Source organism: Streptomyces sp. NPDC087263 (assembly GCF_044744645.1).
Lineage (GTDB): Bacteria > Actinomycetota > Actinomycetes > Streptomycetales > Streptomycetaceae > Streptomyces.
Window position 1 is genome coordinate 120,723 of sequence record NZ_JBIUYT010000015.1, and the last position, 25,481, is coordinate 146,203.

Sequence of the window (25,481 nt, forward strand, 5' to 3'; positions counted from 1 at the left end):
CGGTGAGCCTAGTCGGAGAGGGAGACGGGGGCCTCGGACGCGAGGGAGGCGGAGGCCTCGGACGCGAGGGAGGGGGTCGCCGGCGCCGTGAACGTCTCGCCGCTGCCGGGCACCCCGATGCCCCGCCAGGTGAAGGGGATGCCGCGGGCCGCGTCCAGGTCCGGGCCGTCCATCAGCTGGAAGTGCACGTGCGGTTCGGTGGAGTTGCCGGAGTTGCCGCACCGGGCGATCGGCTGACCGGCGCGCACCCGGTCGCCGGGCCCGACGGTGAGGGAGCCGCGGCGCAGATGGCCGTACATCGCGTACACCCCGTCGCCCAGGTCCAGGACCACGTGGTTGCCGACGATCCAACTCGCGCCGCCGGTCTGCCGGACCCAGGCCTCGATCAGCATCAGATAGCCGATCGCCGGCAGGGAGTTGCGGCTGAGATGGTCGCGCATCCAGTTGCCGGCGTGCACCACCGTGGCGTCGGCCACGGCGAACAGCGGCTCGCCGTATGCGGGGAAGGAGCGGTTGCGGCGAGCGATCGGCCATAGCTTGGCGAAGCCAGGGCGGATCCGCGGACCGCCCTCGGGTTCCGCCACGATGTCGATCGCGTACGTCTGCCCGTACGCGTGGGTGCGATGGCTCGGCACTCTGCTGGCCGGGCTGTTCACGGCGGTCCAGCGGCCCCTGACCGGAGGCTCCACCTCCACCGGCGGACGGTCGGCGCGCTTGCGCGGGGGCCCGCTCCGGCTCAGGACCATCTCGAGGGGGACGGACAGCAGGAACGGCAGGAGCGTCCACCGCCCGTCGATCGGGTAGTCGGGCACGAACAGCTCTGCCAGGACCATGGCCATGAAGGTCAGTTGGAGCGACCGGTACACAACCATCGCGGACTTGCGGACTAACACGGTTCCCCCAATGTGCCGGAATGGTCGAAGGTTTCTCAGGCCGGGCGAGCCGTGGCGAGCGCCACGAGGAGAGGGACGACCCGCCCCGCCGGGATCTCGTAACGGCCGCGCCCCGCCTGCCGCAGCCAGCCCGCGGCGGTCAACTGCCGCAGGTGGTGGTAGATCTGACCGCTCGTCCCCACGTCGTCGAGCCCGGCCAGTTCGGTGGCCGTACATCGGCCGCCGAGGATCTCGCGCAGCAGCCGCAGCCGCAGCGGGTGCCCGAGCGCGGCGAACACCTCGGCCGCCTCGCTCCAGTCGGTGTCGAGCAGTTGCTCGGTGAGCAGCTGGTACTGCCACTCGTACCGTTCCTCGGTCGGCAACCGCACCGCACCCGTGAACAGCACTCCGCCGCCCGCCACTTGGGCGAGCTGCTCCTTGATCCCTTCGAGCGCCCAGAAGTCTCCACCGGAGGGAACGGGCACGGCGGGATCCGCACTCTCCAGGGCATCGAGACGCCGCTCCAGATCCGCGACGCGCTGCTCCAGGTCCATGACCAAAGATTACGTAATTACGTATAACCAAGCAAGAGGGTCACGGGCACGTCGAGGGCCCCGTCCGGAAACGGACGGGGCCCTCGATTACCAACAACAGCTGTAGGGCTCTACGCGAGCAGCGCCGGGATCGTCTCCTCGTGTGCCGTGCGCAGTTCGGTCAGGGGGAGGGTGAACTCGCCCTGGACCTCGACGGAGTCGCCGTCGACGACGCCGATGCGGGTGACGGGCAGGCCCCGCGCCCCGCACATGTCGTTGAAGCGGAGCTCCTCCGAGCGCGGGATGGCGACGACCGCGCGGCCCGCGGACTCGGAGAACAGGAAGGTGAAGGCGTCGAGTTCGTCGGGTACGACGAGACGCGCGCCCTTGCCACCCTGGAGCGCCGATTCCACGACCGCCTGGATCAGGCCGCCGTCGGACAGGTCGTGCGCGGAGTCGATCATGCCGTCGCGGGAGGCGGAGATCAGGATCTCGGCGAGCAGGCGTTCACGCTCCAGGTCGACCTTCGGAGGCAGGCCCCCGAGATGGTCGTGGACGACCTGCGACCAGGCCGAACCGCCGAACTCCTCGCGGGTGTCGCCGAGGAGGTAGAGCAGCTGCCCCTCCTCCTGGAAGGCGGCCGGGGTGCGGCGGGCCACGTCGTCGATGACGCCGAGGACGGCGACCACCGGCGTCGGGTGGATGGCCACCTCGCCCGTCTGGTTGTAGAGCGAGACGTTGCCGCCGGTCACCGGGGTGCCCAACTGCTGGCAGGCGTCGGCCAGTCCACGGACGGCCTCCACGAACTGCCACATCACCGCCGGGTCCTCGGGCGAACCGAAGTTCAGGCAGTCGGAGACGGCGAGCGGCTTGGCGCCGGTCGTCGCGACGTTCCGGTACGCCTCCGAGAGCGCGAGCTGGGCGCCCGCGTACGGGTCGAGCTTCGCGAACCGGCCGTTGCCGTCCGTGGCGATGGCGACGCCGAGTCCGGTCTCCTCGTCGATGCGGATCATGCCCGAGTCCTCGGGCTGCGCCAGCACCGTGTTGCCCTGCACGAAGCGGTCGTACTGGGAGGTGATCCAGGACTTGGAGGCCTGGTTGGGCGAGGCCACCAACTTCAGGACCTGGTCCTTGAGTTCAGCACTGGTGGCCGGGCGCGGGAGCTTGTTGGCGTCGTCGGCCTGGAGCGCGTCCTGCCACTCCGGACGGGCGTAGGGCCGCTCGTAGACCGGGCCGTCGTGCGCGACCGTGCGCGGGTCGACGTCGACGATCTTGCCGCCGTGCCAGTAGATCTCCAGGCGGTCGCCGTCGGTCACCTCACCGATGACGGTGGCGATGACATCCCACTTGTCGCAGATCTCCAGGAACCGGTCGACCTTCGCCGGCTCGACGACCGCACACATGCGCTCCTGCGACTCGCTCATGAGGATTTCCTCGGGCGAGAGAGTCGAGTCGCGCAGCGGTACGTCGTCCAGCGTCACGCGCATGCCGCCGGAGCCGTTGGACGCCAACTCGCTGGTGGCGCAGGAGAGTCCGGCCGCGCCGAGGTCCTGGATACCGACGACCAGCTTCTCGGCGAAGGCTTCGAGGGTGCACTCGATGAGGAGCTTCTCCTGGAAGGGGTCGCCGACCTGGACGGCGGGCCGCTTCGAAGGCTTGGCGTCGTCGAAGGTCTCCGACGCGAGGATCGAGGCGCCGCCGATGCCGTCGCCGCCCGTGCGAGCCCCGTACAGGATGACCTTGTTGCCCGATCCCGACGCCTTCGCGAGGTGGATGTCCTCGTGCCGCATGACGCCGATGGCACCGGCGTTGACGAGCGGGTTGCCCTGGTAGCAGGCGTCGAAGACGACCTCGCCGCCGATGTTCGGCAGGCCCAGACAGTTGCCGTAGCCGCCGATGCCGGCGACGACACCGGGCAGCACGCGCTTGGTGTCGGGGTGGTCCGCCGCACCGAAGCGCAACGGGTCGACGACCGCGACGGGCCTGGCCCCCATCGCGATGATGTCGCGCACGATGCCGCCGACGCCCGTGGCCGCGCCCTGGTAAGGCTCCACGTACGAGGGGTGGTTGTGCGACTCGACCTTGAAGGTGACGGCGTACCCCTGGCCGACGTCGACCACGCCCGCGTTCTCGCCGATACCGACGAGGAGGGCGTCCGACTGGGGGGCCTTCTCGCCGAACTGGCGGAGGTGGACCTTCGAGGACTTGTAACTGCAGTGCTCGGACCACATGACCGAGTACATGGCGAGCTCGGCGCCCGTGGGGCGGCGGCCGAGGATCTCCACGACCCGCTCGTACTCGTCCTTCTTCAGGCCGAGTTCGGCCCAGGGCAGCTCGACGTCGGGGGTCGCGGCCGCGTTCTCGACCGTGTCCAGAGGCGTGCGGCTCATGCGTTGACCAGCTTCTTGAGGATCGACGTGAAGAAGGGGAGGCCGTCGGTACGACCGGTACCGACAAGGGGGTCGACGGCGTGCTCGGGGTGCGGCATCAGTCCGACGATGTTCCCGGCCTCGTTCGTGATGCCGGCGATGTCACGGAGCGACCCGTTGGGGTTGCCGTACCCATCAGCGGCCGCGCCGTGGGCCTGGTAGCGGAAGACGACCCGCCCCTCGGCCTCCAGCTCGTCGAGGGTGCGCTCGTCGGCGACGTACCGCCCGTCCATGTTCTTCAACGGGATGTGGATCTCCTGGCCGGCCGTGTAGTCGGCGGTCCAGGCGGTCTCCGCGTTTTCCACCCGCAGCTTCTGGTCGCGGCAGATGAAGTGCAGGTGGTTGTTGCCGAGCATCGCGCCCGGCAGGAGGTGCGCCTCGGTGAGGACCTGGAAGCCGTTGCAGATGCCGAGAACCGGCATTCCGGACTTCGCCTGTCCGATGACGGTCTCCATCACCGGCGAGAAGCGCGAGATGGCACCGGCCCGCAGATAGTCCCCGTACGAGAAACCGCCCGGCAGCACCACGGCGTCGACCTGCTTCAGGTCCTTGTCCTTGTGCCAGAGAGCGACGGGTTCGGCACCGGCGAGCCGGATCGCGCGCTGCGTGTCCCGGTCGTCCAGGCTTCCGGGAAAAGTGACGACTCCAATACGAGCGGTCACTTTCCCGCCTCCGCGACTTCCTCGACCTTGACCGTGAAGTCCTCGATCACGGTGTTGGCGAGGAAGGATTCCGCGAGTTCGTGGATGCGGGCGAGCGCGGCGTCGTCCACCGGTCCGTCCACTTCCAGTTCGAATCGCTTTCCCTGACGTACGTCGGAGACGCCCTCGAAACCAAGACGCGGCAGTGCACGCTGCACCGCCTGGCCCTGGGGGTCGAGGATCTCCGGCTTGAGCATGACGTCGACTACGACGCGTGCCACTGGCACTCCCGGTGTGTGGTGCTGAGCAGGTCGCTTCAGACTACCCGCACAAAATTTCTACTCGCGTAGATTCGTAGAATCCTACGTGAGCCCGATCACGATCTCGCATCGACGCGGGGGCCTCCACGGAAAATCCTGGGAAAAACCGCAGAAGAGCGGCAGGACCCCATTGCCTCCGGACACGCGGAAGGATTTAGTCGGGCTTCACAATGCAATGCCGGGCACTGTACAAAGGAAATCGCAATAGCCGATACTTTGCCCAATAACAGCCGGACAGTCGGCAACTCCCCGACAACTCCGTGACGTCTCCGCACGTCATGACGCTTGATCGCAGGGGTGCCGCACGAAGGGACCGATATTCGTGGCGCAGCGTGTCGTGGTCACTCTCTTTGACGACATCGACGGCTCAGAAGCGGCGGAAACGATCGCCTTCGGACTGGACGGCAAGTCGTACGAGATCGACCTCAATCCAGCCAATGCCAAGAAACTGCGTAAGGTGCTCGCGCCCTACCTGGAGGCCGGCCGCAAGCAATCGAGGTCCGGGAAGGCGTACACCCACACCGCGTTGACCCCCGACCCGGCGGCCGTCCGCGCCTGGGCCCGCTCGAACAAGCTGGAGGTGCCGCCGCGCGGCCGCATCCCCAAGAAGGTCTACGAGGCGTTCGCCGAGGCGCACTGAAACCGGGGCTCCGTGACCGGCGGACGGCCGGTCGTCGGTCGGCCGACGGTCGTCGGCCGACCGACGACTGACCGGCTGCCGACCGGCCGCCGACCGGCCGAGGCCTCCGTCCGGCCGGTCATCCGCCCCTGGGCGAAGCCGACTTGCGCTGACCCCCCGCTGATCAGCTAGAGTCTGGAACACGCCGAGGGGCAAGGCCGAAAAGCCGAACCTCACGGGGTCACGCGGGTGTAGTTCAGTAGCAGAACATCCCCCTTCCAGGGGGAAGGCGCAGTGTGCAATTCCTGTCACCCGCTCTGCATCCCTTACCAACCATCCATTTGGATCAGGTAAGGTGGTGCCCGCGCCGATCGGTGAGAGCCGGTCGGGGGCAATGCGGACGTAGCTCAGTTGGTAGAGCGCAACCTTGCCAAGGTTGAGGTCGCCAGTTCGAACCTGGTCGTCCGCTCCAGAGAAAACAAAGGCTCCGGTCATCGACCGGGGCCTTTGTCGTGTCACCGTTCTCCCCTCGGTGTCGGCGTCCTCCCCTCCGTGTCACCGTCTTCCCCTCCGTGTCGGCGTCTGACATATGTCATGCGGAGTGATGACACCGCGCACTGCTGCCGGGGACCGTCGGCGGGGACGCTGAATCCATGAACACGAATGAGCACAACGAGCACGATGACGTGATCGAGGTCACGGATCTGCGGCGTGTGTACGGGGGCGACTTCGAGGCGGTGCGCGGAGTCACGTTCTCCGTGGGCCGCGGTGAGGTCTTCGCGCTGCTGGGGACGAACGGCGCGGGCAAGACCAGCACGGTCGAGCTTCTCGAGGGCCTCGCGCCCCCGGCGGCCGGCCGGGTGCGGGTCCTGGGACACGATCCCTACGAGGAGCGGGCGGTCGTACGGCCCCGGATCGGCGTGATGCTTCAGGAGGGCGGTTTCCCCTCCGAGCTGACGGTCGCGGAGACCGTACGGATGTGGGCGGGCTGCACCAGTGGTGCGCGCCCCACGGCGGAGGCCCTGGACATGGTCGGGCTCGCACGGCGGTCCGGCGTACGGGTGAAACAGCTGTCCGGGGGCGAGAAGCGACGCCTGGACCTGGCACTCGCACTCCTCGGCCGCCCCGAGGTCCTCTTCCTCGACGAGCCGACGACCGGACTCGACGCCGAAGGACGCCGGAGCACCTGGGAGTTGGTACGGGAACTGCGCGACGGCGGTACGACGGTGCTGCTGACCACCCACTACCTCGAAGAGGCGGAGGAACTGGCCGACCGGCTGGCGATCCTCCACGAGGGAGCCATCGCCACCACCGGCACCCCGGCCCAGGTGACCGCCTCCCAGCCGTCCCGGATCTCCTTCGAACTGCCCGACGGCTACTTCCTCGGAGACCTGCCCCCGCTCGCCACGCTCGGCGTCACCGGGCACGAGACGGCGGGGCGCACGGTCCGGCTGCGCACCCACGAACTCCAGCGGACCGCCACGGCACTGCTGGTGTGGGCGGAGCGGACGCGGGTCGAGCTGCGGGGGCTCGATGTGCGGTCGGCTTCGCTGGAGGAGGCGTTTTTGCGGATCGCTCGGGAGGCGGGGGGTGCTGCGGGAGCGGAATCGGGGAGTGGCTCGGGGGACGGTCGTTCGGGGGCGGGTCGTTCGGGGGCCGGTCGTTCGGGGGCCGGTCGTTCGGGGGCCGGTCGTTCGGGGGCCGGTCGTTCGGGGGCCGGTGGTTCGGGGGCGGGTCGTTCGGGGGTCGGTCGTTCGGGGGCGGGCGAGGGCGCGCGTACGGAAGGTCGCGGAGACGCGTGTACGGAGGCTCGCGGAGACGCGCGTACGGAAGGTCGCGGACACGCGTGTACGGAGGGTCGTACGGACAAGGAGGCGGTGGCGTGAGCGCGGTGGCTGTGACGAGTGCGGAGACGGCGGGGGCTACCACCACTGCCGTGGGGCGGATGAGCGTCCTGGCGCGCGCCGAGCTCACCCTGTTGGGGCGTACGAAGGCGACGCTTCTCGCCGCGCTGTTCGCGCCGATGCTGCTGCCGTTCAGCCTCAGTGCGAACGTCGACCAGATGGATCTGAAGGGCACCGGGCTGTCGGCAGGGTCGGTCATCCTGCCCTCCTCCATCGGCTTCTCCCTCCTCTTCGCGGTCTACAGCTCGCTGGTGACCGTGTACGCGGCGCGGCGCGAGGAACTCGTCCTCAAGCGGCTGCGCACCGGGGAGTTGCGGGACGCCGAGATCCTCGCGGGCGCCGCTCTGCCGTCGGCGGCGATAGCGCTGGTGCAGTGCCTGGTCCTGACGGCCGCCTGCGCCGTACTCCTGGACGTGGGGGCGCCGCCGGCACCCCATCTCGCCGTCCTGGGGCTGCTGTTGGGCCTCGTGATGTGGCCCCCGCTCGCGGCGCTCACCGCGAGTTTCAGCAGGAGTGTGGAGGGCGCCCAGGTGGCGACCATGCCGCTGCTGATGGTCTCGCTGCTCGGCTCGGGCACCTTCATCCCCCTCGAAGTCATGCCCGACCGGCTGGCCTCGGCCTGCGAACTGCTGCCCCTGACCCCGGTGATCACCCTGATACGCGGCGGCTGGACCGGCGACCTCTCCGCGCACGACACCCTCGGCGCCCTCGTCACGGCGGTGGCCTGGACGGTCCTCGCGGTGTTTGCTGTACGACGGTGGTTCCGATGGGAACCTCGGCGGTGAGGGGCGACAACAAGGGCGGGCGGATGCGGAACCCTGGGGTCTGGTGGCGGGGGAAGAGCACGCCGGCGAAGGTGGAGACGTACACCCGGTGGTCGTTTCACTTCTTCGCGGTGATCGAGATCGTCGGCATCGGGCTCCCGGTGGTCGGTCAGTTGGGGGCCCTGTTCGCGGGCTGGGCCCTGCTGGCGGTGTGCGCCCACAGTGTGTGCTGCGCCCTGACCGCGTCCCGTGCGCTCGACTGGACTCGGGGTACCCGTGACCGGCCCGTACGTCTGCTGTGGGCGCTGGGCGCGGTGACCGTACTGATCACGGTCGGCGCGGTCGTCCTCACGGAGCACGGTTCCGGCGGCCACGAGGCCGAGTCCGCGGCGGCCATGCTGTCCGTGACGGTGCCGGCGTTCGGCGTCGGGACCATCGCCCTCGGCATCCGCGACTGGCGGCGCGCGTTCGCCCTGGTGGTGGCCGCCGCGGCCGGCGTCGGCGGCCTGGTCTTCGTGGCGGGCGTCCCCGCGCCCTCGGCACTGGGCGCGGCGGGCGCGGAGTTGCTCATCGGCGGGATCCTCGTGTCCACCTCCGTCCTCTCCCTGTGGCTGCTCAACACCGTCTATGCGCTCGACGAGGCCCGCGAGACCCGGACCCGCCTCGCCGTCGCCGAGGAACGGCTGCGCTTCGGACGCGATCTGCACGACGTGATGGGCCGCAACCTCGCGGTCATCGCCCTGAAGAGCGAGCTCGCCGTGCAGCTGGCACGACGCGGGCGGTCTGAGGCCGTGGACCAGATGATCGAGGTGCAGCGCATCGCGCAGGAGTCGCAGCGGGAGGTGCGGGAGGTCGTACGCGGCTACCGGGAGGCCGACCTGAGCACCGAACTCGCAGGCGCCCAGGGTGTGTTGACCGCCGCCGGCATCGACTGCCGGATCAGCGGCTCGGCTCCGGGGCTGCCGCCGCAGGTCCAGTCGCCGCTCGGCTGGGTCGTACGGGAAGCCACGACGAACGTACTGCGGCACGGGAACGCGGGGCGGTGCGCGGTGTCGCTGCGGGTGGCGGAGGGGCGGGTGACGCTCACTGTCGAGAACGACGGGGTGCCGGATGGGGCGCACGATGGGGCGCAGGATGAGGGGTCGGGCTCCGAGCGCAGGAGGGGCTCCGGGCTCGTGGGGCTGCGGGAACGGTTGACGGACGTGGGCGGGGTGCTGCGGGCGGGGCCTGTCGGAGGTGGTGTGTTCCGGTTGACCGCGGTGGTGGCGCTCCCTGTGGCAGTTGGGGAAGCGGTGGCATCTGTTCCACCTGTGGCATCTGTTCCACCTGTGGCGGACTTCTCGGGAGGAGACCCGGACGGCGGGTGGCTTCCGGCTCCGGCTCCAGCTCCAGCTCCAGCTCCAGCTCCGGCTCCGGCTCCGGCTCCGGCTCCGGCTCCGGCTCCGGCTCCAGTGAGTGAGGTCACTTCATGAGTTCCCGACCGACCACTCCTCTCGTACGCCTTCTGCTCGCCGATGACGAGCATCTGATCCGGGGGGCGCTTGCCGCGCTGCTGGGCCTGGAGGACGACCTGGTTGTGGTGGCCGAGGCGGCGACCGGGCCGGAGGCACTGGTGATGGCGCGGGCGCACGCGCCCGATGTCGCCGTACTGGATCTTCAGATGCCCGGGGCCGACGGTGTGAGGGTGGCCACATCCCTGCGGACCGAACTGCCCGCATGCCAAGTGCTGATCGTGACGAGTCATGGGCGGCCGGGGCATCTGAAGCGGGCGCTTGCGGCGGGTGTGCGCGGGTTCGTCCCGAAGACGGTCAGCGCGCAGCGGCTCGCGGAGATCATCCGTACGGTGCATGCAGGAAACCGTTATGTGGACCCGGAGTTGGCCGCCGACGCGATCTCCGCCGGGGATTCGCCGCTGACCGCGCGCGAGGCCGAGGTGCTCGAATTCGCCGCCGACGGGGCGCCCGTCGCGGAGATCGCCGAGCGGGCCGCGCTCTCGCAGGGCACCGTACGGAACTATCTGTCGTCCGCCGCGACCAAGCTCGGGGCCGAGAACCGGCACACGGCGGTGCGTCTCGCGCGCGAGCGAGGTTGGGTATAGTTGCTCTCGCGCCACGGCGCAGCGCGGACGTAGCTCAGTTGGTAGAGCGCAACCTTGCCAAGGTTGAGGTCGCCAGTTCGAACCTGGTCGTCCGCTCCAGAGAAGCCAGAGGCCCCGGTCATCGACCGGGGCCTTTGCCGTGCGCCACGGCGTGCGTTACGACCAGCTCGTGCCCGTCAGGCGCTCGTACGCCTCGATGTACTTGGCGCGGGTCGCGTCCACGATGTGCTGGGGCAGGGCCGGCGGGGGCTGCTCGCTCGCGCGGACCCAGCCGGACTCGGGCGAGGTCAGCCAGTCGCGGACGAACTGCTTGTCGTACGACGGCTGCGCGTGGCCCGGCTCCCACTGCTCGGCCGGCCAGAAGCGCGAGGAGTCCGGGGTCAGCACCTCGTCGGCGAGGACCAGGGTCTGGGCCGCGGTGCCTCCGTCGGCACTTCTCTCGGCACGTCCCTCGAAGCCGAACTCGAACTTGGTGTCCGCGAGGATGATGCCCCGGTCGCGGGCGATGTCGCGGGCGCGACTGTAGACGGCCAGGGTCGTCTGGCGCAGCTGGGCCGCGGTCTCGGCGCCGACCTGGCGGGCGACCTCCTCGTACGACACGTTCTCGTCGTGCTCGCCGACCGCGGCCTTGGTGGCCGGAGTGAAGATCGGCGCGGGGAGTTCGGAGCCGTCGGTCAGGCCCTCGGGCAGGGCGAGGCCGCAGACCGTGCGGGTCTCCTTGTACTCGACGAGGCCCGAACCGGTGAGGTAGCCGCGGGCTACGCACTCGACCGGGACCATCCGCAGCGACTTGCAGATCAGGGTGCGGCCCGCCCAGTCGGCCGGGGCGCCAGGCGGGAGTTCGGTGCTCAGCACGTGGTGGGGGACCAGGTCGGCGAGCTGGTCGAACCACCACAGGGAGAGCTGGGTGAGCGTGCGGCCCTTGTCGGGGATCTCTGTGGGCAGCACCCAGTCGAAGGCGGAGATGCGGTCGCTGGCGACCATCACGAGGTCGCCCGCCTCGTTCTGGTACAGGTCGCGCACCTTGCCGGTGTGCAGATGCACCAGTCCCGGAACCTGAAGCGGCTCGGGCTTTTCAACGAATCCGGACACGGTTCCTCCCCGTGGTTCTGTCTGATTGGCTCGATTCTCCCGTATGGCGGGAGTGGCTCTGGCCAGGGGGTACGTGGGGTGCGCGGGGTGCGCGGTGCGGGGACCCGCGAGGGGGCCTTGCGAGGGGCCCATGTGAGGGCCCATGTGAGGGGGCCTTACGCCTTCAGTCGTGATTACAGAGGGTGCCGTGCGCCTTCAGTCGTGTTTGCAGAGGGTGCCGTGCGCCTTCAGTCGTGTTTGCAGAGGGGGCCATGCACCTTCAGTCGTGTTTGCAGATGCGGTCCAGGAGGTTGGCGGTGGCTCGCTGGATGCGGGGGTCCACGTGGCCCGGGCGGTCCAGGGCCGGGGACCAGGCGAAGGTTCCCGAGGCGAAGACCAGGGCGCCGGAGGGGGCGCGGTAGAGGGAGGTCTCCTGGTGGCGGGGGGTGCCCTCGCTGTCGGCGTACGGGGAGTGGGCCAGGAGGATACGGCCCTGGTGCTCGGGGAGCGGGGTGCGCGGGAAGTAGCGGTCGGCCTCGCCCGCGACCATGCCGGTGAGCTCGTCGCCCTCGTGCGCTCCGGTCGCCTCCCACAGCCAGTGGTCGGCGTTGCGGACGACGAGGGGGTGGGGCTCGGGGACCCTTCCCGCGTACTGGATGCCGATGAGTTGCTGTTCCGGCCGGTCGATCTCACGCCACAGGGCCGATTTTCCGGGGCCTCTGCGCTTGCGACAGGTCAGCAGGCGGTTGGCGACGCCGGACGGGGACGGGCCCAACTCCACTTGCCAGTACATGGTGTTGGCCGAGAGGAAGACCAGCGAGGTGCCGTGCTCGCGGGCGAGTTCCGTGGTGCGGCGCATCGCCGGCGACCAGTACTCGTCGTGGCCCGGGAAGACCAGGCCGCGGTAGCGGGTGGGGTCGATCCGGCCGGCGTGCAGGTCGCGGGCGTCGGCGTAGGCGAGGTCGTAGCCGTAGCGCTCGGCCCAGCGGATGAAGTCGTAGGCGTGGCCCACGTGCAGGGGGAGGCCCGCGCCCGCGTACGGGCGGTCGAAGGAGACCGTCGTCGCGGCGTCGGACTCACCGAGCAGACGGCCGTTCTCGTCCCAGGCGTGGTAGAGACTCGCCCCCGTGTGGCCATCCTCCGGGTAGAGGTTGTACGCCTGCCAGGTGATGTCCGGCAGAAGCAGGAGCAGGTCCGCCGGGTGGTCGTCGCGGATCGTGAAGGGGATGTGGGAGCGGTAGCCGTCCGCGGTGGTGAGTACGGCCACGTACGCGCCGATGTTCCAGTAGCTCGGGATCTGCAGGCGCCAGGACAGCCACCAGTGGTGGCAGGAGACCGTGCGGTCGGCGGTGAGCGGCGGGGGCTGGACGATGCCGGAGAGACGGGGGCTGGTGGTGATCTTCGAGGCTCCGTCGCCTCCGTAATGGCCGATGCGGTAGATGTCGACGCCGAATTCCTGGGGCGGGTCCACCGTGATGTGGAAGTCGATGGACTCGCCGGGGGCGGCCGCGCCGGTGGAGGCGAACCCCTTGATCTGGCGGTGGACGTCGTCGGCCGAGCGGGGGCCTCCGGCTCGGGGGTGGGGGATGGGTCCCTTGGTGGCGTGAGTGTGGGTGTGGGTGTGGGTGTGAGCGTGGGTGTGGGCTGAGGTCGCGGGCCTGCGGTCGTGCCCGGGGTCTCGCCCGGCGTCGCGTTCCGCCTCGGGGAGGCGGGTGGCGCCCGGGGCGTTGTCGATGTACCACGGGACCATGTGGCCGGTGTCGTCGAAGTACTGTTCGTCACCGCGGAGCCAGGGAACGGGCCCCTGGCCGAAGGGGTCCGTGACCGCGTGAGCGAGTGCTCCCGACTCCCAGCGGCGAATCTGCTCCGACCCCATGCCAGCTCCCCTCCCTGTTGCCCCCGTCGTCCTTGTCAGCCATTGCCATGTGCGCGATCGGTCCCAGCACATCACATTACGCACGCACACCGTCACCGTTCGTCGCTAATTGGCAGGAGTGGAACGAGGGGCTCCGCCCGGTGTCCGGTGATCGGTGTGTGGTGTCCGGTGCGGGTGTGGGTGCGTTGCCGTCCGGTGCGGGTGGGTGTGCCGTCTGGTGGGTGGGTCGGGGGCGTGCCGGTACGTCCCGCCCGTCGCCGACGGATCAGACCTTGGCGCAAGGGTGCGGGGGTCCGGTGACGCGGGCGTACGCGACTGGCATCTGGACGTACCAGCACGCCCCCTTCCGCCGTCGTTCGGCTGCGGGCCGTGGGGCGGCCGCATCGCTTTTCGGCTCCGGCCCGGCGGTCGTCATCTCTTCAGTTCCGGCGGGGCGAGAGATTCTTGACCCCCAACCCGCGGAGCTCCACTCTCCAACTCCGGGCGGGTGAGGGCCTTTCAGCCCGTCCGGCGTTTGAGGACGAGTGCGTTCAGCGCGATCCGGGGGTCTGGGGGCGGAGCCCCCAGGTACGGGATGGGTAGGGGCGGAGGGGGCGAGGAAAACCATCCCCCCTCACGCCGGGAAGGCGACCGCTGGGGTCAGATCAGGCGGACCGGTTTCTCGGGGCGGACGCCGAGGTGGCGGAGCCAGTCGCGGAGGGGGGCGGGGTCACCCGTCTCGACGAGGGTGAGGACACGGGGACTCAGATCGGCGGCACGCTCGCCGTCGACGATGAGAGACGGCCCATCGAGCCAGTCGAGCCCCGGCGCAGCCCCCGCCGTGTCCATCGCGGCACAGCACACCATGGCCGTCACATGATCGGCCAACAACTCACGACCGGTCCGCGGCGGCTGAAGCGGAAAGAGGGGAAGAAGTCCGTCGTCCCAGAAGGCCAGGTCGGGCCCCTGCTGCTCGGTGCCGCCCCCGGCCGGCGCCCCGGACGCCAGGGCCGGCGCCGCCGCCTCCTCGCGCGCCAGCTCCGCACTGAGCCCCGCCGCGAGCGCAGCCGTCCGCTCGTTCCCGAGGGCGAACTCCGCGTCGTCCTCGTCCAGGCCTATGCCCATCTCCTCGTACGCGCCCCCGCGATTGACGGCAACGAGGCCGTCGGCATCCGGGTCCGTTGCCGGGTCCGGGTCCGGGTCCGGGTGGTCGGGGTGCGTGTGGTCGGGGTGCGTGTGGTCGGGGTGCGTGTGGTCGGGGTGCGGGTGCGGGGCCCGACTTGATACGTCCGTGTCGTCGTCGCCCGACGCATCCCTGTCGTCGTTCGGCGACGCCATCAGGTGATCCATCACCCGCGCCAGCGTGGGCCCGCCCGCGTCGGGCGTCGCCGGGTTCGTGGAGTGCCCGATGCCCAGCGCGTCCAGGACCCGGTGAAGGCGGGCAGCGTCGGCGCGCCATTTGCGGTCGACGACCTCCTCCGGGTAGTCCAGCCAGTCCACGGGCGCCCAGTCGGGACCGGCCTCGGCGGGACCGCCATGGAAGAGGCGGGCGGCGAGCAGTGAGGCCGCCTCGTCCACCGTGCCGGGCTCTTCGAGCAGGTCACAGGCGGGGCGCTCGCCGAGCCGTGAGGTGAACCCCTCGGCGAGGCGGTCGCGGCGGGACAGCTCGGTGAGGGCCGCGACGACGCCGGCGTCCAGCCGGTTCGGCCAACGGCCCATCCGCCAGGCGGGCAGCGCGACGCGGGTCAGCAGTCGGTCCCAGCCCGCGTACGCAAGTCCCACCTGTTCCTGCGCGACGATCCGCAGGCCGTAGTCCACAGCCTGTGCACGCTCGGCCGCCGCGGCCGCCACGCCTCGCTCCATTTCGGCCGCATGGCCCCGACAACTGCGCAGCAGCAGACGAGTCACCCAACCGACGCCGCCCAGGACCATCCGGGACAACGGACCGCGGGTGGGCGCCGAGGTCACGGCCACGGCCGCGTCCAGGCCCCGTACGAAACGACGCGCCGCTGCTATGTCGGGGTGCGCCGACGGGCCCGTACCCGCGACGACCGGGGCGAGGACCGCGCGCAGTTCTCCCACCCGCATCCACCACAGGAAGGGCGACCCGATGACGAGGACGGGGGCGGCGGAGGCGGCTCGACGGGAACGCGTCGACAGCCCGCGTATACCGCGCAGGCCCCGCGCTCCTTCTGTTTCGTCGCTGTCCTCGGGCGCCGGTCGGCCGTGCGACAGGTGGGTGCGGTCCTCCAGCCAGCTGTCGCAGTCCGGGGTGAGCGCTATCGCCGAGGGAGCGGGGACGTCGAGGCGGTCCGCCAGGTCGCGGACCATGCGGTAGAGGTCGGGCGCCGATTTCTCGGCGATGGCGACCGTGGGACTCACGGCGGGCCGGGCACGAGCGACGACGAGCGCGATACCCGCGGCGGCGAGCAGGACCAGGGCGGCGAGGACGGTCACGATCCCGCGCGCGGTGTCCCAGCCTTCGCCGGTGATGTGGCCGGTGGAGCCGCCGGCCAGCAGGACGACGGCGACGGCCGCGGGCAGCAGGGCGACGGCCAGCGCCCTGCTGCGGATGCGCAGCACGGCGAGAGCCCGGGAACGCGCCGACTGCGCGCCCACCTCCACACCCATACCTGTCACGACCGGACCTCACCCCCTACGGTCCGCCCCACCCGGGCTGTCACGCAGCCCGCGCCGGCGGATGTCCTGGCGTTGCTCACTCCCCCACTGTGGCACCCGCCACTGACATCGCAATGCCGGTGGGCCAAGTGCCGGAACGCTTTCGCCGCACCCTAGTTGGGGCCTCGGTTCCCGTCAGCCGGATGGGGCATCGGTCACTCGATGGAATGGCTTTGGGGAAAGGTGGATGACGGTGGGCAATGATCAGGCCCCGAATTCCGTGGGGAATCCGGGGCCCAGGGTGCTGCTGACGAGGTACGCACAAGTCAGTGGCGGCCGATGGTCGGCCAGTGCGCTGACCAGGCTCTATGCCTCTGCCGCCGCCTTCGCCGCGATGTCTGTGCGGTGCTGCGAACCGTCGAGGCCGATACGGGCGACCGCCGCGTACGCGCGTTCGCGGGCCTCGGTGAGATCGGTACCGGTCGCCGTGACGGAGAGCACACGGCCGCCCGAACTGACGACCGAGTCGCCGTCCCGCTTCGTCCCGGCGTGCAGGACGTACGCGTACGGGGCGTCCTCGGCCGCCACCTCGTCGAGCCCGGTGATCGGGTCGCCGGTGCGCGGAGTGTCCGGATAGTTGTACGAGGCGATGACCACGGTGACGGCCGCGACGTCGCTCCAGCGCAGGGGCGCCAGGTCGGCGAGGGTGCCGTTCGCCGCGGCCAGCAGCACCCCGGAGAGGGGCGTCTTCAGGCGGGCCAGGACCACCTGGGTCTCGGGGTCGCCGAAGCGGGCGTTGAACTCGATGACCCGTACACCTCGGCTGGTGAGCGCCAGACCCGCGTACAGAAGGCCGGAAAACGGGGTGCCCCGGCGGCGCAGCTCGTCGACGGTCGGCTGGAGGACGGTCTGCATGACCTCCTCGACGAGCTTCGGGTCGGCCCAGGGCAGGGGCGAGTACGCACCCATGCCGCCGGTGTTCGGACCCTCATCGCCGTCCAGCGCGCGCTTGAAGTCCTGGGCGGGCTGTAGCGGGACCACTGTCTCGCCGTCCGCGATCGCGAAGAGGGAGACCTCGGGGCCGTCCAGGAACTCCTCGATGACGACGCGATCGCAGGCGTTGGCGTGGTCACGGGCCTTCGCGAGGTCGTCGGTCACGACGACACCCTTGCCGGCCGCGAGCCCGTCATCCTTCACGACGTACGGGGCACCGAAGGCGTCGAGCGCCTCCTCGACCTCATCCGGCGTCGTACAGACGTACGAGCGTGCCGTCGGAACGCCCGCCCCCGCCATCACATCCTTGGCGAAGGCCTTGGAACCCTCCAGCTCCGCGGCCTCCTTGGAAGGGCCGAAGCAGGGAATCCCCACCGCTCGCACGGCATCGGCGACCCCTGCGACAAGCGGGGCCTCCGGGCCCACGATCACCAGCTCGGCGCCGAGCTCCGCGGCCAGCGCGGCCACAGCAGCGCCGTCGAGGGCGTCGACCGCGTGCAGTTCGGCCACCTCCGCGATGCCTGCGTTCCCGGGGGCGCAGTACAGGGCGGTGACGTCGGGGTCGAGGGACAGGGAACGGCACAGGGCGTGTTCGCGGGCGCCACTACCGATGACAAGGACCTTCACGGGGGTCAGCCTATCCGCCGGGGGCGGGTGCCTTTGTGGGGGCCGCTGAAGGAGGGGTGCGGGGGATGGTGGGATCAGCCAAGGCGGGTGGCCGGATGTACGAGGGGTACGAGGCCTCGTACTCGCTATCCATTACTCGCTTACGCGCTGCCTGTACTTGCGGTTGCTACTCGCTTACGCGCTGCCTGCACTTGCGGTTGCTCGCTACTCGTTCGAGAACTCCTCCACCACCGTCGCCCCCAGTTCGCGGACGATCAGGTCGTAGCCCGAGAGGGCGGACTCGACGAGGTCGGGGTCGTCGTCCTCGGGGGTGTCGTCCTCGGGGGCGACCGGGGGTGGTTCGGGGGCGGCGGGAATCCGGGGGGACGCCGAGGCGGGTGCGGACGGAGCGTGGCTCGCGGACGGACCCGGCGACGCGGCGGGGCGGGAGGCCGGGGCCGACGGCTGCTGGGGGCCGGGACGGGGGGCTGCCGGTGCCCCGCCATAACCCCCGCCGGACCCGGGGCCGGCCGGAGCGGGCGGCACCGAGCCTCCTGAACCGCCCGGGCCGCCCGAGCCGCCCGAGGTGTCGACGATGGCGTCGACCTTCCACTGGACGTTGAACTGCTCGGACAAGGCCTGCCGCAGCACCTCTTCGCTGCCGCTGCTAGCGAAGTTGTCCCGGGCGCCTGCGTTGACGAAGCCGATCTGCAGAGTCGTACCGTCGAATCCGGTCACCTGCGCGTTCTGGCTGAGCAGGATCCAGGTGAACCGGCGACGGTTCTTGACCGCCTCCAGGATGTTCGGCCACAGCATGCGGGGGTCGGGCCCGCCGCCGACGGGAGCCTGGGCGGCAGGGGAGGCGGCGGCTGGAGCGGGGGCGGATGCAGCTACCGGCGGCGCCGGGGTTGTGGGCGCGGCCGGTGGCTGCACCCCGCCCGTGGGCGCCGCCGTCGGCCACCCACCGGGACGCCGACCACTGCCCGCGGCCGTCGGTGTGGGCCAGGAGCCGGGAGCGCCGCCCGACGGAGCGGTGGCCGCGGGCGGAGCGGCGGGAACCGCAGGAGGCGCCGAAGGCTGCGGTTGCTCAGCTACAGGAGGAGCGGCCGCGGGGGGAGCGGCATGGGTGGCCGCGGGAGGGGCGAGTGGGGCTGCCGGTTCGCTGACCGGCTCGGGCCCCACCGCGCGCACCGCAGCCCGCGCCGCCGCGACTCCACCCCCAGGAGGAACGGCCTGACCCGGAGGATCCGCCTGGCCCGCGGGACCGGCCTGGCCGACCGAGGCCGGAGCCTGTGCAAGCCCCTGCCCCTGCCCCTGCCCATATCCGTGCCCGTGTCCTTGTCCGTGTGCATCAGCCCCAGGGACGTACCCCATGGCAGGGCCGCCCCCGCCGCCGGAGAAGTTCACGCCGCGCTCGATACGGTCCAGCCGGGCCATGACGGACCGCTCGTCCCCGTACGCGGTGGGGAGCAGGACGCGCGCGCAGATGAGTTCGATCTGGAGTCGCGGTGAGGTGGCGCCACGCATCTCCGTCAGTCCCTCGTTGACGAGATCGGCGGCGCGGCTCAGCTCGGCGGCGCCGAAGACGCCCGCCTGGGCCTGCATCCGCTCCACCACGTCGACAGGGGCGTCGATGAGTCCCTTCTCCGCGGCGTCGGGCACGGCCGCGAGGATCACGAGATCCCGCAGCCGCTCCAGCAGATCGGCAACGAACCGCCTCGGATCATTGCCGCCCTCGATGACCCGGTCCACGACCTCGAAGGCCGCGGCGCCGTCCCCCGCGGCGAAGGCGTCGACGACCGAATCGAGGAGCGAGCCGTCCGTGTACCCGAGCAGCGAGGTGGCCATCGCGTACGTCACACCGGCCTCACCCGCACCGGCGAGCAGCTGGTCCATGACGGACATGGAGTCACGTACGGACCCGGCACCGGCCCGTACCACCAGTGGCAGCACCCCGTCCTCGACGGGAGCGCCCTCTTGCCCGCAGACCTCACCCAGGTACGTCCGAAGGGTTCCCGGCGGCACGAGCCGGAACGGGTAGTGGTGGGTCCGCGACCTAATCGTCCCGATGACCTTCTCGGGCTCGGTGGTGGCGAAGATGAACTTCAGATGCTCCGGCGGCTCCTCGACGACCTTCAGCAGGGCGTTGAAGCCGGCCGGCGTGACCATGTGGGCCTCGTCGATGATGTAGATCTTGTACCGACTGCCGGCGGGCCCGAAGAAGGCCTTCTCGCGCAGGTCACGTGCGTCGTCGACGCCGCCGTGCGACGCGGCGTCGATCTCGATGACGTCGATCGAACCGGGCCCGTTCCTCGCCAGGTCCTGGCAGGACTGGCACTCCCCGCAGGGCGTCGGCGTCGGCCCCTGCTCGCAGTTCAGGCACCGGGCCAGAATCCGCGCACTGGTGGTCTTCCCGCACCCGCGCGGGCCGCTGAACAGGTACGCGTGATTGACCCGGTTGTTCCGCAGCGCCTGCTGCAACGGGTCGGTTACATGCTCCTGCCCGATGACCTCGGCGAACGACTCCGGGCGATAACGGCGGTACAGCGCGAGAGACGACACACATACGAGGTTATAGGCGCCCACTGACAACAGGGACCGCCCGGAGACCCGGGCCCCTGCACACACCCGTACAAGCCCCGTACAAGTAGTGGAAGCAAACGCAAGCGCCCCCCACGCACCCGCCAGAGCCAACCTACCCTTGCTGCCTTCCGGCCCTGGGGGAGTTCAGTCAGATAGCGCCACGTGAGGGGCTCCGCACAGGGTACAGGATCCGAGCGGGGGGAACGAGTTCGCTAGCACTCCTCCACGTCTTGTATTGTTTGCCGCGGAGGATTCGCCTAGTGGCCTAGGGCGCACGCTTGGAAAGCGTGTTGGGGGCAACCCCTCACGAGTTCGAATCTCGTATCCTCCGCCAGTGCCTCACCGGGCACGATGTCGAAGGGCCCCGCTGTTCGCAGCGGGGCCCTTCGTCGTGTGTGGTCTCAGTTGCTGTGATTGGACTGGGGTGGACTTCGGTGAACAGTGGGTCTGGTTCACCAGTGACGGTCACTCCTCCTCGGCGGGTTCGGCGGTCCAGGTGATGCGCGGTGGGACGACCCGTGCGCACAGCGGCCCGCCGCGCGCGTCAGTCAGTCCGAGGCGGCCTACCAACAGGCCGGTGAGTGCGGCGGCATCGAGTACCTCGGCGGGCACGGCGTCGAGCATGAGCTTGGCGCGGCGGAACATCGTGAAAGTGCCGGAGTCGTCAACGGTGCCCCACGACAGGTAGATGAACCGGCCGCCCGGACGGCCCTGGACATAGGGGCCCTTCACATCGGTGCCACTCGGTGAGGCCGACGTGGCGCACTCCAGGGTCCAGGTGGCGGACGCGGCGTCGCCCGGCTGGGAGTCGAGGAGTTCGGTGGGGCGCTCGCGGCGTTGCACAGCGACGTGGATGTTGCGGTAGGCCGGGACGTCGTTGCCAGGGATTGCCTCGGGGGAACAGGCAAGGCCGGGGAGGTCTACGGCGTCGATGCGGATGCGGATGCGCATGCCGGCCATCATCCGCACTCTCGTCGGTAATTGGTGCGGCTCAGCCTTCACGGCCGGGTTCCCGACGCTTGGACAGGCTCCGCTTCTGTCAGGAGCGAGCCGAAGACAGACCGCCCCAAGACTTCGGCGTGGGTCTGGTCGATGGCCTTGCCGGTGAAGTCGGGGTGCTGCTTGGCCCAGGTCCGTGCGGTGCGGCGGCCGGTGAAGAAGTTCAGTGCTCCGCAGGCGATGTCGGCGGCGGGTCCGGTGCAGGAGCGTTGGCCGGCGTAGACCACGGCGGTGGAGGGCTGCCAGGTCAGGTGCCCGCCGATGGAGGTGACGGTGATGGTCTCGCCGGTAACCGGGTCGGCGGAGGTGATCACGGCGTCGGTGCCGAGCATGCCCGGGATGCCGAGCGCGTCGATCGCGCACATCGCCCACACCTCGGTGCCATGGGCGAGGTCGACCCGGTGGGCGGTGGGGCTGGCGGAGAAGGGATACGCCGCCTGGATGTGTCCTTGGTCGTCGAGGGTGAGGAAGTCCTCGGCGGCCAAATCTGCCAGGACCTCGCGGAAGTCCCGCCCGGAGGCGCTTGCCACTTGCTCCAGGTCGGCCGGTTCGAGTGCGTGGCCGGTGGTCGCGAAGGACCGCAGAATGGCTTGCTGCAGGGCCCGGAGACCGCCGGTGACGGGTGCGAGGCGGCCTCGGCCGCCTCGGCCTGCCGCGTCCATAGGCGGACCGTCGCAGTCTTCGCCGGCCTCGGCGACGTAGAAGGCGCGTTGAAGGTCGGCCACGCTCGGCGCGCCCTCGATCCGCCCGTCAAGGCCCCGGTACAAGCGGCAGGAGACAGACGCGGCAACCCCCGGTACGGCGAACGGGTCGGTGCCGTCGACGAGGACGGTCGGGGAGCCGGTCATCCCGAGCCGCGCCGACTGCGCTTCGTCGGCGACCTCGATCAGCTCCACCTCTGCGGCCTGTCCGTCGAGCGCCTGGTCGATCCGCTCCCGTGCGAGAGGCGCGTTGGGGCAGTCGGGCACCGTCAGAAGCGTGATGCGCATGGCCGCGTCCTTCCAGGTCACTGCTGATGCGACCGACGTTAGACCTTCCAGCGCACTGGAAGGTCAAGGCGTAGCCTCGGCCGTATGCGCATCGGAGAACTGGCTGCCGTGAACGGGCTGACGCCCAAGACGATCCGCTTCTACGAGCAGGCCGGACTGCTGCCCGCCCCGCCTCGCACCCCGGGCGGCTACCGCGACTACCCGCCGCAGACCGGCAGCCGGCTGGCTTTCGTCCGCGACGCCCAGTCGGCCGGACTGACGCTCGCCGAGATCCGCTCGATCCTCGCCCTACGCGATTCGGGCGAGGCGCCATGTGCCCACGTCACGGGCCTGATCGAGCAGCACCTCATGGACATCGAGCGGCGCATGGCCGAGCTGCGCAAGACCCGAACTGCCCTGCGCGGCCTGGCCGAACGCGCCGCCACCACCGACCCGAGCGCGTGCACGGACGCGGACATCTGCAGCATCATCGGCGGCCCGGCAGCTTCGTGACAACGAAGGATTGTCAGTCAGTGAGTGACAATCTACGGTTGTCAGCATGAGCGAAGAACCCACCGTGGAGCAGCTCATCGCAGCGGCCCACGCCCGTGCCGGAAGCGACGACGAACTCGCCCTGCTGGATGCCGTCATCGCCGTCACCCAGGACCTGACCGGCCACGCGGACGAGGCCGTCGACCAGGTCGTACGCCAGGTGCGCACCGCCGGGCATTCCTGGACCGTGATCGGCGAGCGCCTCGGTGTCTCCCGTCAGGCCGCACGCCAGCGCTATGCCGACCGCGTCGAGCGCATCCAGGAGCTGCCGACGGCCGGCGGCCTGATCCGTGGCCGTGACCTGAAGAGCGGCCTGTCCACCGCGCTGGCCGCGGCCGAGGCGGACGGCCTGGCCGAAGCCGGCACCGAACACCTTCTGCTCGGCCTGCTCACCGACGGCGTGGCCGCCGCCACCCTCGAACACCTCGGCGTCACCCGCGACAAGATCCGCGAAGCCGGCCGCCGCCTCTTCGACTACCCCGCTGCTACGACGGGTTCGGGGCAGCCGGTGTTCTCAGGCGAGGCGACGGCTGCCCTGGCCGCCGCCGAGCAGCTGGCGACCGAACGCACTCCCACCTGCGCGCCGGTCGTGGTCAACACGCCGCAGCTGCTCGCGGTCATCGCGACCAACCCCGGCTCCCGGGCCCGCCGCGTCCTGAACGACATCGGCGTCGACCCGGCGGACATCAAGCGTCAGCTCCACTGCTACGTCAACGTCCCCCGCACCGCGTTCGGGCGCCGTAGCCGCCGCAGGCGCCGCCCCGACGACACATCCGCCCACTGCTCCTTCTGCGGCCACGCACGGAGCGACGAACGCCGCCTGGTCACCGGCCCCGACGTGTGGATCTGCGCCGACTGCGTCGTGCTGTGCGGTGAGATCCTCACCCAGCCTGCGGGCGCGGGATCCAAGTAACACGAGGCGATACGCGGGCCGCGGCACTCGGTGCTCTCAGGTCGAGACGAACGAGCGCTACCGTGGGCTCATGACGGCACCCTTGGACGTGCTGGTGGTCGGTGCGGGGCCCACCGGGCTTGCGCTCGCCGCGGAACTGCGCAGCTACGGGACCGCGTTCCGGGTCGTCGACCGTTCCCTGGACCGGACGCATGAGTCGCGCGCGTTGGCCATCCAGCCCCGCACCCTGGAAGCACTGGCGGGGTTCGGCGTGGCAGGTGAGTTGGTCGCCCGCGGCAACCCTGCGATGCAGCTGAGGATGCACCTCCCCCAGCGGGTGGTGCAGATGCCGCTGTTCGACATCGGGCTGAGCGACACCGCGTATCCGTTCCTGTTGTTCCTCTCGCAGGCGGAGACCGAGAGCATCCTCACCGAGCATCTGGCGGCGCAGGACGTGGTCGTGGAACGGGACACGGAGCTGGTCCGGCTGGAGCTCGGGGGCTCGTCCGTCATCTGTCGGATCCGGCATGGCGATGGCTCGGAGGAGACCGTGGAAGCGCGGTACGTCGTGGGCTGCGACGGTGCGCACAGCACCGTACGCACTCAGGCGAGCATCGGCTTCGAGGGGTACGCCTATCCGCAGACCTTCCTGCTCGGCGACCTGGAGGTCGACGGGCTGGAACCCGGTGCCGTACACACGTACATGACCGGGTCCGGGATGCTGTTCTTCTTCCCTCTTGGCTCGCCAACGACCTGGCGGATGCTGGCGATGCGACCGCCAGGTGTTCCGGAGGCCGAGGTGACGCTGGGACTTCTGCAGGAGATCACCGACGAGTACACGCCTGACCGGCTGGTGCTGCGGGACCCGGTCTGGATGACCGAGTTCCGGCTTCACAACCGCGGCGCCGCCCACTACCGCTCGGGCCCCTGTTTCCTTGCCGGTGATGCGGCCCACATCCACAGCCCAGCCGGCGCTCAGGGCATGAACACCGGCATCCAGGACGCCCTCAACCTGGGCTGGAAGCTCGCCCTCGTGTGCCGGGGCAGGGCACCGGCGGAGCTGCTGGAGACGTACGAGACCGAGCGCGCCCCGGTCGGCCGCAGCGTGCTGCGCTTCACCGACCGCGCCTTCACGATCGGCACCAGCCGGACCCCGCTCATCCGCTTCGCCCGTACTCAACTGGCCCCGCGCCTGGCCCCATTGGTGCTCCGCGCGACAGGACCTCGTGGGCGGGTCTTCCGTACGGTCTCCGAGTTGGGCATCCACTACCGGCGAAGCCCTGCCTCAACTGCCGGGTCGCGGCCACCGAGGAAGGGGCCGCGAGCGGGAGACCGGCTGCCCGACCTGCCGCGCGGGCTTCAAGCGCGGAGTGCAGGGCCGGGCTGGCACCTGTTTCTGTCGGGACCGCCCGCACTCTGGCCCGCCGAACGCTTCGCCTCAGTCCTGCGCGGACGGGACGACGTGATCAGCATCCACCGGCTTGGTGCGGAGAGCCCGTGGCCGGACGCGGTCCAGGGGCTCGTACGCCCTGACGGCTACCTCGGCTACGTCGCGCGCGGTGCCCAGTTGGAAGGGATCCGCGCTTACCTCGAACGTTGGCTGCCCGTTCGGCACGGTTGATTCGTACGGGCGCAGAGCTGTGTGGGTCCGGCCTCCGTACGCCCACACACAGTCAGTGCTGTGCCGGAACGCCGAGGTCGTCGAGGAGACCGCGGACGCGGCGTTCGATGCCGTCGCGGATGGGGCGGACGTTGTCGACGGTCTCGCCTGCGGGGTCGTCCAGGGTCCAGTCGAGGTAGCGCTTGCCGGGGAAGACCGGGCAGGCATCGCCGCAGCCCATGGTGATGCAGACGTCCGACTCCTTGACCGCGTCGACGGTGAGGATCTTCGGGACCTCGCCCGAGATGTCGATGCCGACCTCGGCCATGGCCTCGACGGCGGCCGGGTTGACGCCTGCGCCCGGGTCGGAGCCGGCGGAGCGGACCTCGACACGGTCCCCGGCCAGGTGGGTCAGCCACGCGGCGGCCATCTGCGAACGGCCGGCGTTGTGGACACAGACGAACAGCACGGAGGGCCTGTCGGACATCAGAGGTCTCTCTTGTCTCACGACGACATCAGGCGCAAATGACATCTGACGTCTGACATCTGACATCTGATATCAG

General features: G+C 70.3%; 20 protein-coding genes, 4 tRNA genes, 1 other RNA gene and 1 pseudogene. 12 read left to right on the plus strand and 14 right to left on the minus strand.

Going from position 1 to position 25,481, the window contains the following annotated elements; translation table 11 throughout:
• Positions 1–8 precede the first annotated feature (8 nt).
• From ACIPC1_RS36985 to purS, 5 genes are all read right to left on the minus strand, one after another.
• Positions 9–893 (minus strand): M23 family metallopeptidase, encoded by an 885-nt coding sequence (locus ACIPC1_RS36985; RefSeq protein WP_402525388.1) that lies wholly within the window; start codon positions 891–893, stop codon positions 9–11.
• A 35-nt stretch (positions 894–928) separates the two neighbouring features.
• The gene (locus ACIPC1_RS36990; protein ID WP_402525390.1) at positions 929–1,426 is read right to left on the minus strand and encodes an ArsR/SmtB family transcription factor; all 498 of its coding nucleotides are present in this window, start codon (positions 1,424–1,426) and stop codon (positions 929–931) included.
• Between the two features lie 110 nt (positions 1,427–1,536).
• Positions 1,537–3,795 carry a phosphoribosylformylglycinamidine synthase subunit PurL gene (gene purL / locus ACIPC1_RS36995; RefSeq protein WP_402525392.1) on the minus strand — a complete coding sequence of 753 codons (2,259 nt, stop codon included), beginning with the start codon at positions 3,793–3,795 and terminating at the stop codon, positions 1,537–1,539.
• Entirely contained in the window at positions 3,792–4,496 is a 705-nt protein-coding gene (gene purQ / locus ACIPC1_RS37000; protein WP_402525395.1) for a phosphoribosylformylglycinamidine synthase subunit PurQ, read from the minus strand. The genes purL and purQ overlap by 4 nt, the downstream gene beginning before the upstream one ends.
• On the minus strand, positions 4,493–4,756 hold the full coding sequence (purS, locus tag ACIPC1_RS37005) for a phosphoribosylformylglycinamidine synthase subunit PurS (RefSeq protein ID WP_005482678.1): 264 nt from the start codon (positions 4,754–4,756) through the stop codon (positions 4,493–4,495). Before purS ends, purQ begins: the two co-directional genes overlap by 4 nt.
• 361 nt (positions 4,757–5,117) lie before the next feature.
• Here purS and ACIPC1_RS37010 point away from each other — a divergent pair, with 361 nt between their 5' ends.
• From ACIPC1_RS37010 to ACIPC1_RS37045, 8 genes and pseudogenes are all read left to right on the plus strand, one after another.
• Positions 5,118–5,435 carry an Lsr2 family protein gene (locus tag ACIPC1_RS37010; RefSeq protein WP_384378416.1) on the plus strand — a complete coding sequence of 106 codons (318 nt, stop codon included), beginning with the start codon at positions 5,118–5,120 and terminating at the stop codon, positions 5,433–5,435.
• A gap of 224 nt (positions 5,436–5,659) precedes the next feature.
• Positions 5,660–5,731, plus strand: a tRNA-Gly gene (locus ACIPC1_RS37015).
• A 79-nt stretch (positions 5,732–5,810) separates the two neighbouring features.
• Positions 5,811–5,886, plus strand: a tRNA-Gly gene (locus ACIPC1_RS37020).
• 181 nt (positions 5,887–6,067) lie between these two features.
• A pseudogene (locus tag ACIPC1_RS37025) lies at positions 6,068–7,036 on the plus strand (ABC transporter ATP-binding protein); the annotation flags it as partial.
• A gap of 323 nt (positions 7,037–7,359) precedes the next feature.
• The gene (locus tag ACIPC1_RS37030) at positions 7,360–8,103 is read left to right on the plus strand and encodes an ABC transporter permease (RefSeq protein WP_402525536.1); all 744 of its coding nucleotides are present in this window, start codon (positions 7,360–7,362) and stop codon (positions 8,101–8,103) included.
• Positions 8,104–8,126: 23 nt separating this feature from the next.
• Positions 8,127–9,554: a sensor histidine kinase gene (locus ACIPC1_RS37035; protein WP_402525538.1), complete on the plus strand. Its 1,428-nt coding sequence runs from the start codon at positions 8,127–8,129 to the stop codon at positions 9,552–9,554.
• Positions 9,551–10,180, plus strand: coding sequence for a response regulator (locus tag ACIPC1_RS37040; RefSeq protein ID WP_402525399.1), 630 nt, complete (start codon positions 9,551–9,553; stop codon positions 10,178–10,180). Before ACIPC1_RS37035 ends, ACIPC1_RS37040 begins: the two co-directional genes overlap by 4 nt.
• Positions 10,181–10,203: 23 nt before the next feature.
• A tRNA-Gly gene (locus ACIPC1_RS37045) sits at positions 10,204–10,279 on the plus strand.
• Between the two features lie 57 nt (positions 10,280–10,336).
• Here the strand turns inward: ACIPC1_RS37045 and ACIPC1_RS37050 are convergent.
• The 6 genes from ACIPC1_RS37050 to ffs form a co-directional block, all read right to left on the minus strand.
• Positions 10,337–11,272 carry a phosphoribosylaminoimidazolesuccinocarboxamide synthase gene (locus ACIPC1_RS37050; RefSeq protein WP_402525401.1) on the minus strand — a complete coding sequence of 312 codons (936 nt, stop codon included), beginning with the start codon at positions 11,270–11,272 and terminating at the stop codon, positions 10,337–10,339.
• 259 nt (positions 11,273–11,531) lie between these two features.
• Positions 11,532–13,127, minus strand: a complete 1,596-nt coding sequence (locus ACIPC1_RS37055; RefSeq protein ID WP_402525403.1) for a N,N-dimethylformamidase beta subunit family domain-containing protein — start codon at positions 13,125–13,127, stop codon at positions 11,532–11,534.
• Between the two features lie 639 nt (positions 13,128–13,766).
• Positions 13,767–15,737 (minus strand): hypothetical protein, encoded by a 1,971-nt coding sequence (locus tag ACIPC1_RS37060; protein ID WP_402525540.1) that lies wholly within the window; start codon positions 15,735–15,737, stop codon positions 13,767–13,769.
• Positions 15,738–16,091: 354 nt separating this feature from the next.
• On the minus strand, positions 16,092–17,345 hold the full coding sequence (purD, locus tag ACIPC1_RS37065) for a phosphoribosylamine--glycine ligase (RefSeq protein WP_402525405.1): 1,254 nt from the start codon (positions 17,343–17,345) through the stop codon (positions 16,092–16,094).
• A gap of 204 nt (positions 17,346–17,549) precedes the next feature.
• Positions 17,550–19,886, minus strand: a complete 2,337-nt coding sequence (locus ACIPC1_RS37070) for a DNA polymerase III subunit gamma and tau (RefSeq protein ID WP_402525408.1) — start codon at positions 19,884–19,886, stop codon at positions 17,550–17,552.
• A 97-nt stretch (positions 19,887–19,983) separates the two neighbouring features.
• Positions 19,984–20,082, minus strand: an RNA gene (ffs, locus tag ACIPC1_RS37075) — signal recognition particle sRNA small type.
• Positions 20,083–20,153: 71 nt separating this feature from the next.
• On the opposite strand from ffs, the gene ACIPC1_RS37080 reads away from it, so the two are divergent.
• Positions 20,154–20,241 (plus strand) — tRNA-Ser (locus ACIPC1_RS37080).
• Positions 20,242–20,372: 131 nt separating this feature from the next.
• Here ACIPC1_RS37080 and ACIPC1_RS37085 read toward each other — a convergent pair.
• Entirely contained in the window at positions 20,373–20,858 is a 486-nt protein-coding gene (locus ACIPC1_RS37085; protein WP_402525411.1) for a DUF5990 family protein, read from the minus strand.
• A 47-nt stretch (positions 20,859–20,905) separates the two neighbouring features.
• Positions 20,906–21,895: an organomercurial lyase gene (gene merB / locus ACIPC1_RS37090; RefSeq protein WP_402525414.1), complete on the minus strand. Its 990-nt coding sequence runs from the start codon at positions 21,893–21,895 to the stop codon at positions 20,906–20,908.
• A gap of 84 nt (positions 21,896–21,979) precedes the next feature.
• Here merB and ACIPC1_RS37095 point away from each other — a divergent pair, with 84 nt between their 5' ends.
• The 3 genes from ACIPC1_RS37095 to ACIPC1_RS37105 all read left to right on the plus strand — a co-directional run bounded on the left by ACIPC1_RS37095 (position 21,980) and on the right by ACIPC1_RS37105 (position 24,939).
• Positions 21,980–22,387 carry a heavy metal-responsive transcriptional regulator gene (locus ACIPC1_RS37095; RefSeq protein WP_402525416.1) on the plus strand — a complete coding sequence of 136 codons (408 nt, stop codon included), beginning with the start codon at positions 21,980–21,982 and terminating at the stop codon, positions 22,385–22,387.
• 46 nt (positions 22,388–22,433) lie between these two features.
• A complete protein-coding gene (locus tag ACIPC1_RS37100; protein ID WP_402525419.1) occupies positions 22,434–23,339 on the plus strand; it encodes a Clp protease N-terminal domain-containing protein in 906 nt (301 codons plus the stop codon).
• A 70-nt stretch (positions 23,340–23,409) separates the two neighbouring features.
• A complete protein-coding gene (locus ACIPC1_RS37105; protein ID WP_402525422.1) occupies positions 23,410–24,939 on the plus strand; it encodes an FAD-dependent monooxygenase in 1,530 nt (509 codons plus the stop codon).
• A 52-nt stretch (positions 24,940–24,991) separates the two neighbouring features.
• Here the strand turns inward: ACIPC1_RS37105 and ACIPC1_RS37110 are convergent, their stop codons facing one another.
• Positions 24,992–25,405: an arsenate reductase ArsC gene (locus ACIPC1_RS37110; RefSeq protein ID WP_402525424.1), complete on the minus strand. Its 414-nt coding sequence runs from the start codon at positions 25,403–25,405 to the stop codon at positions 24,992–24,994.
• Positions 25,406–25,481: the final 76 nt, after the last annotated feature.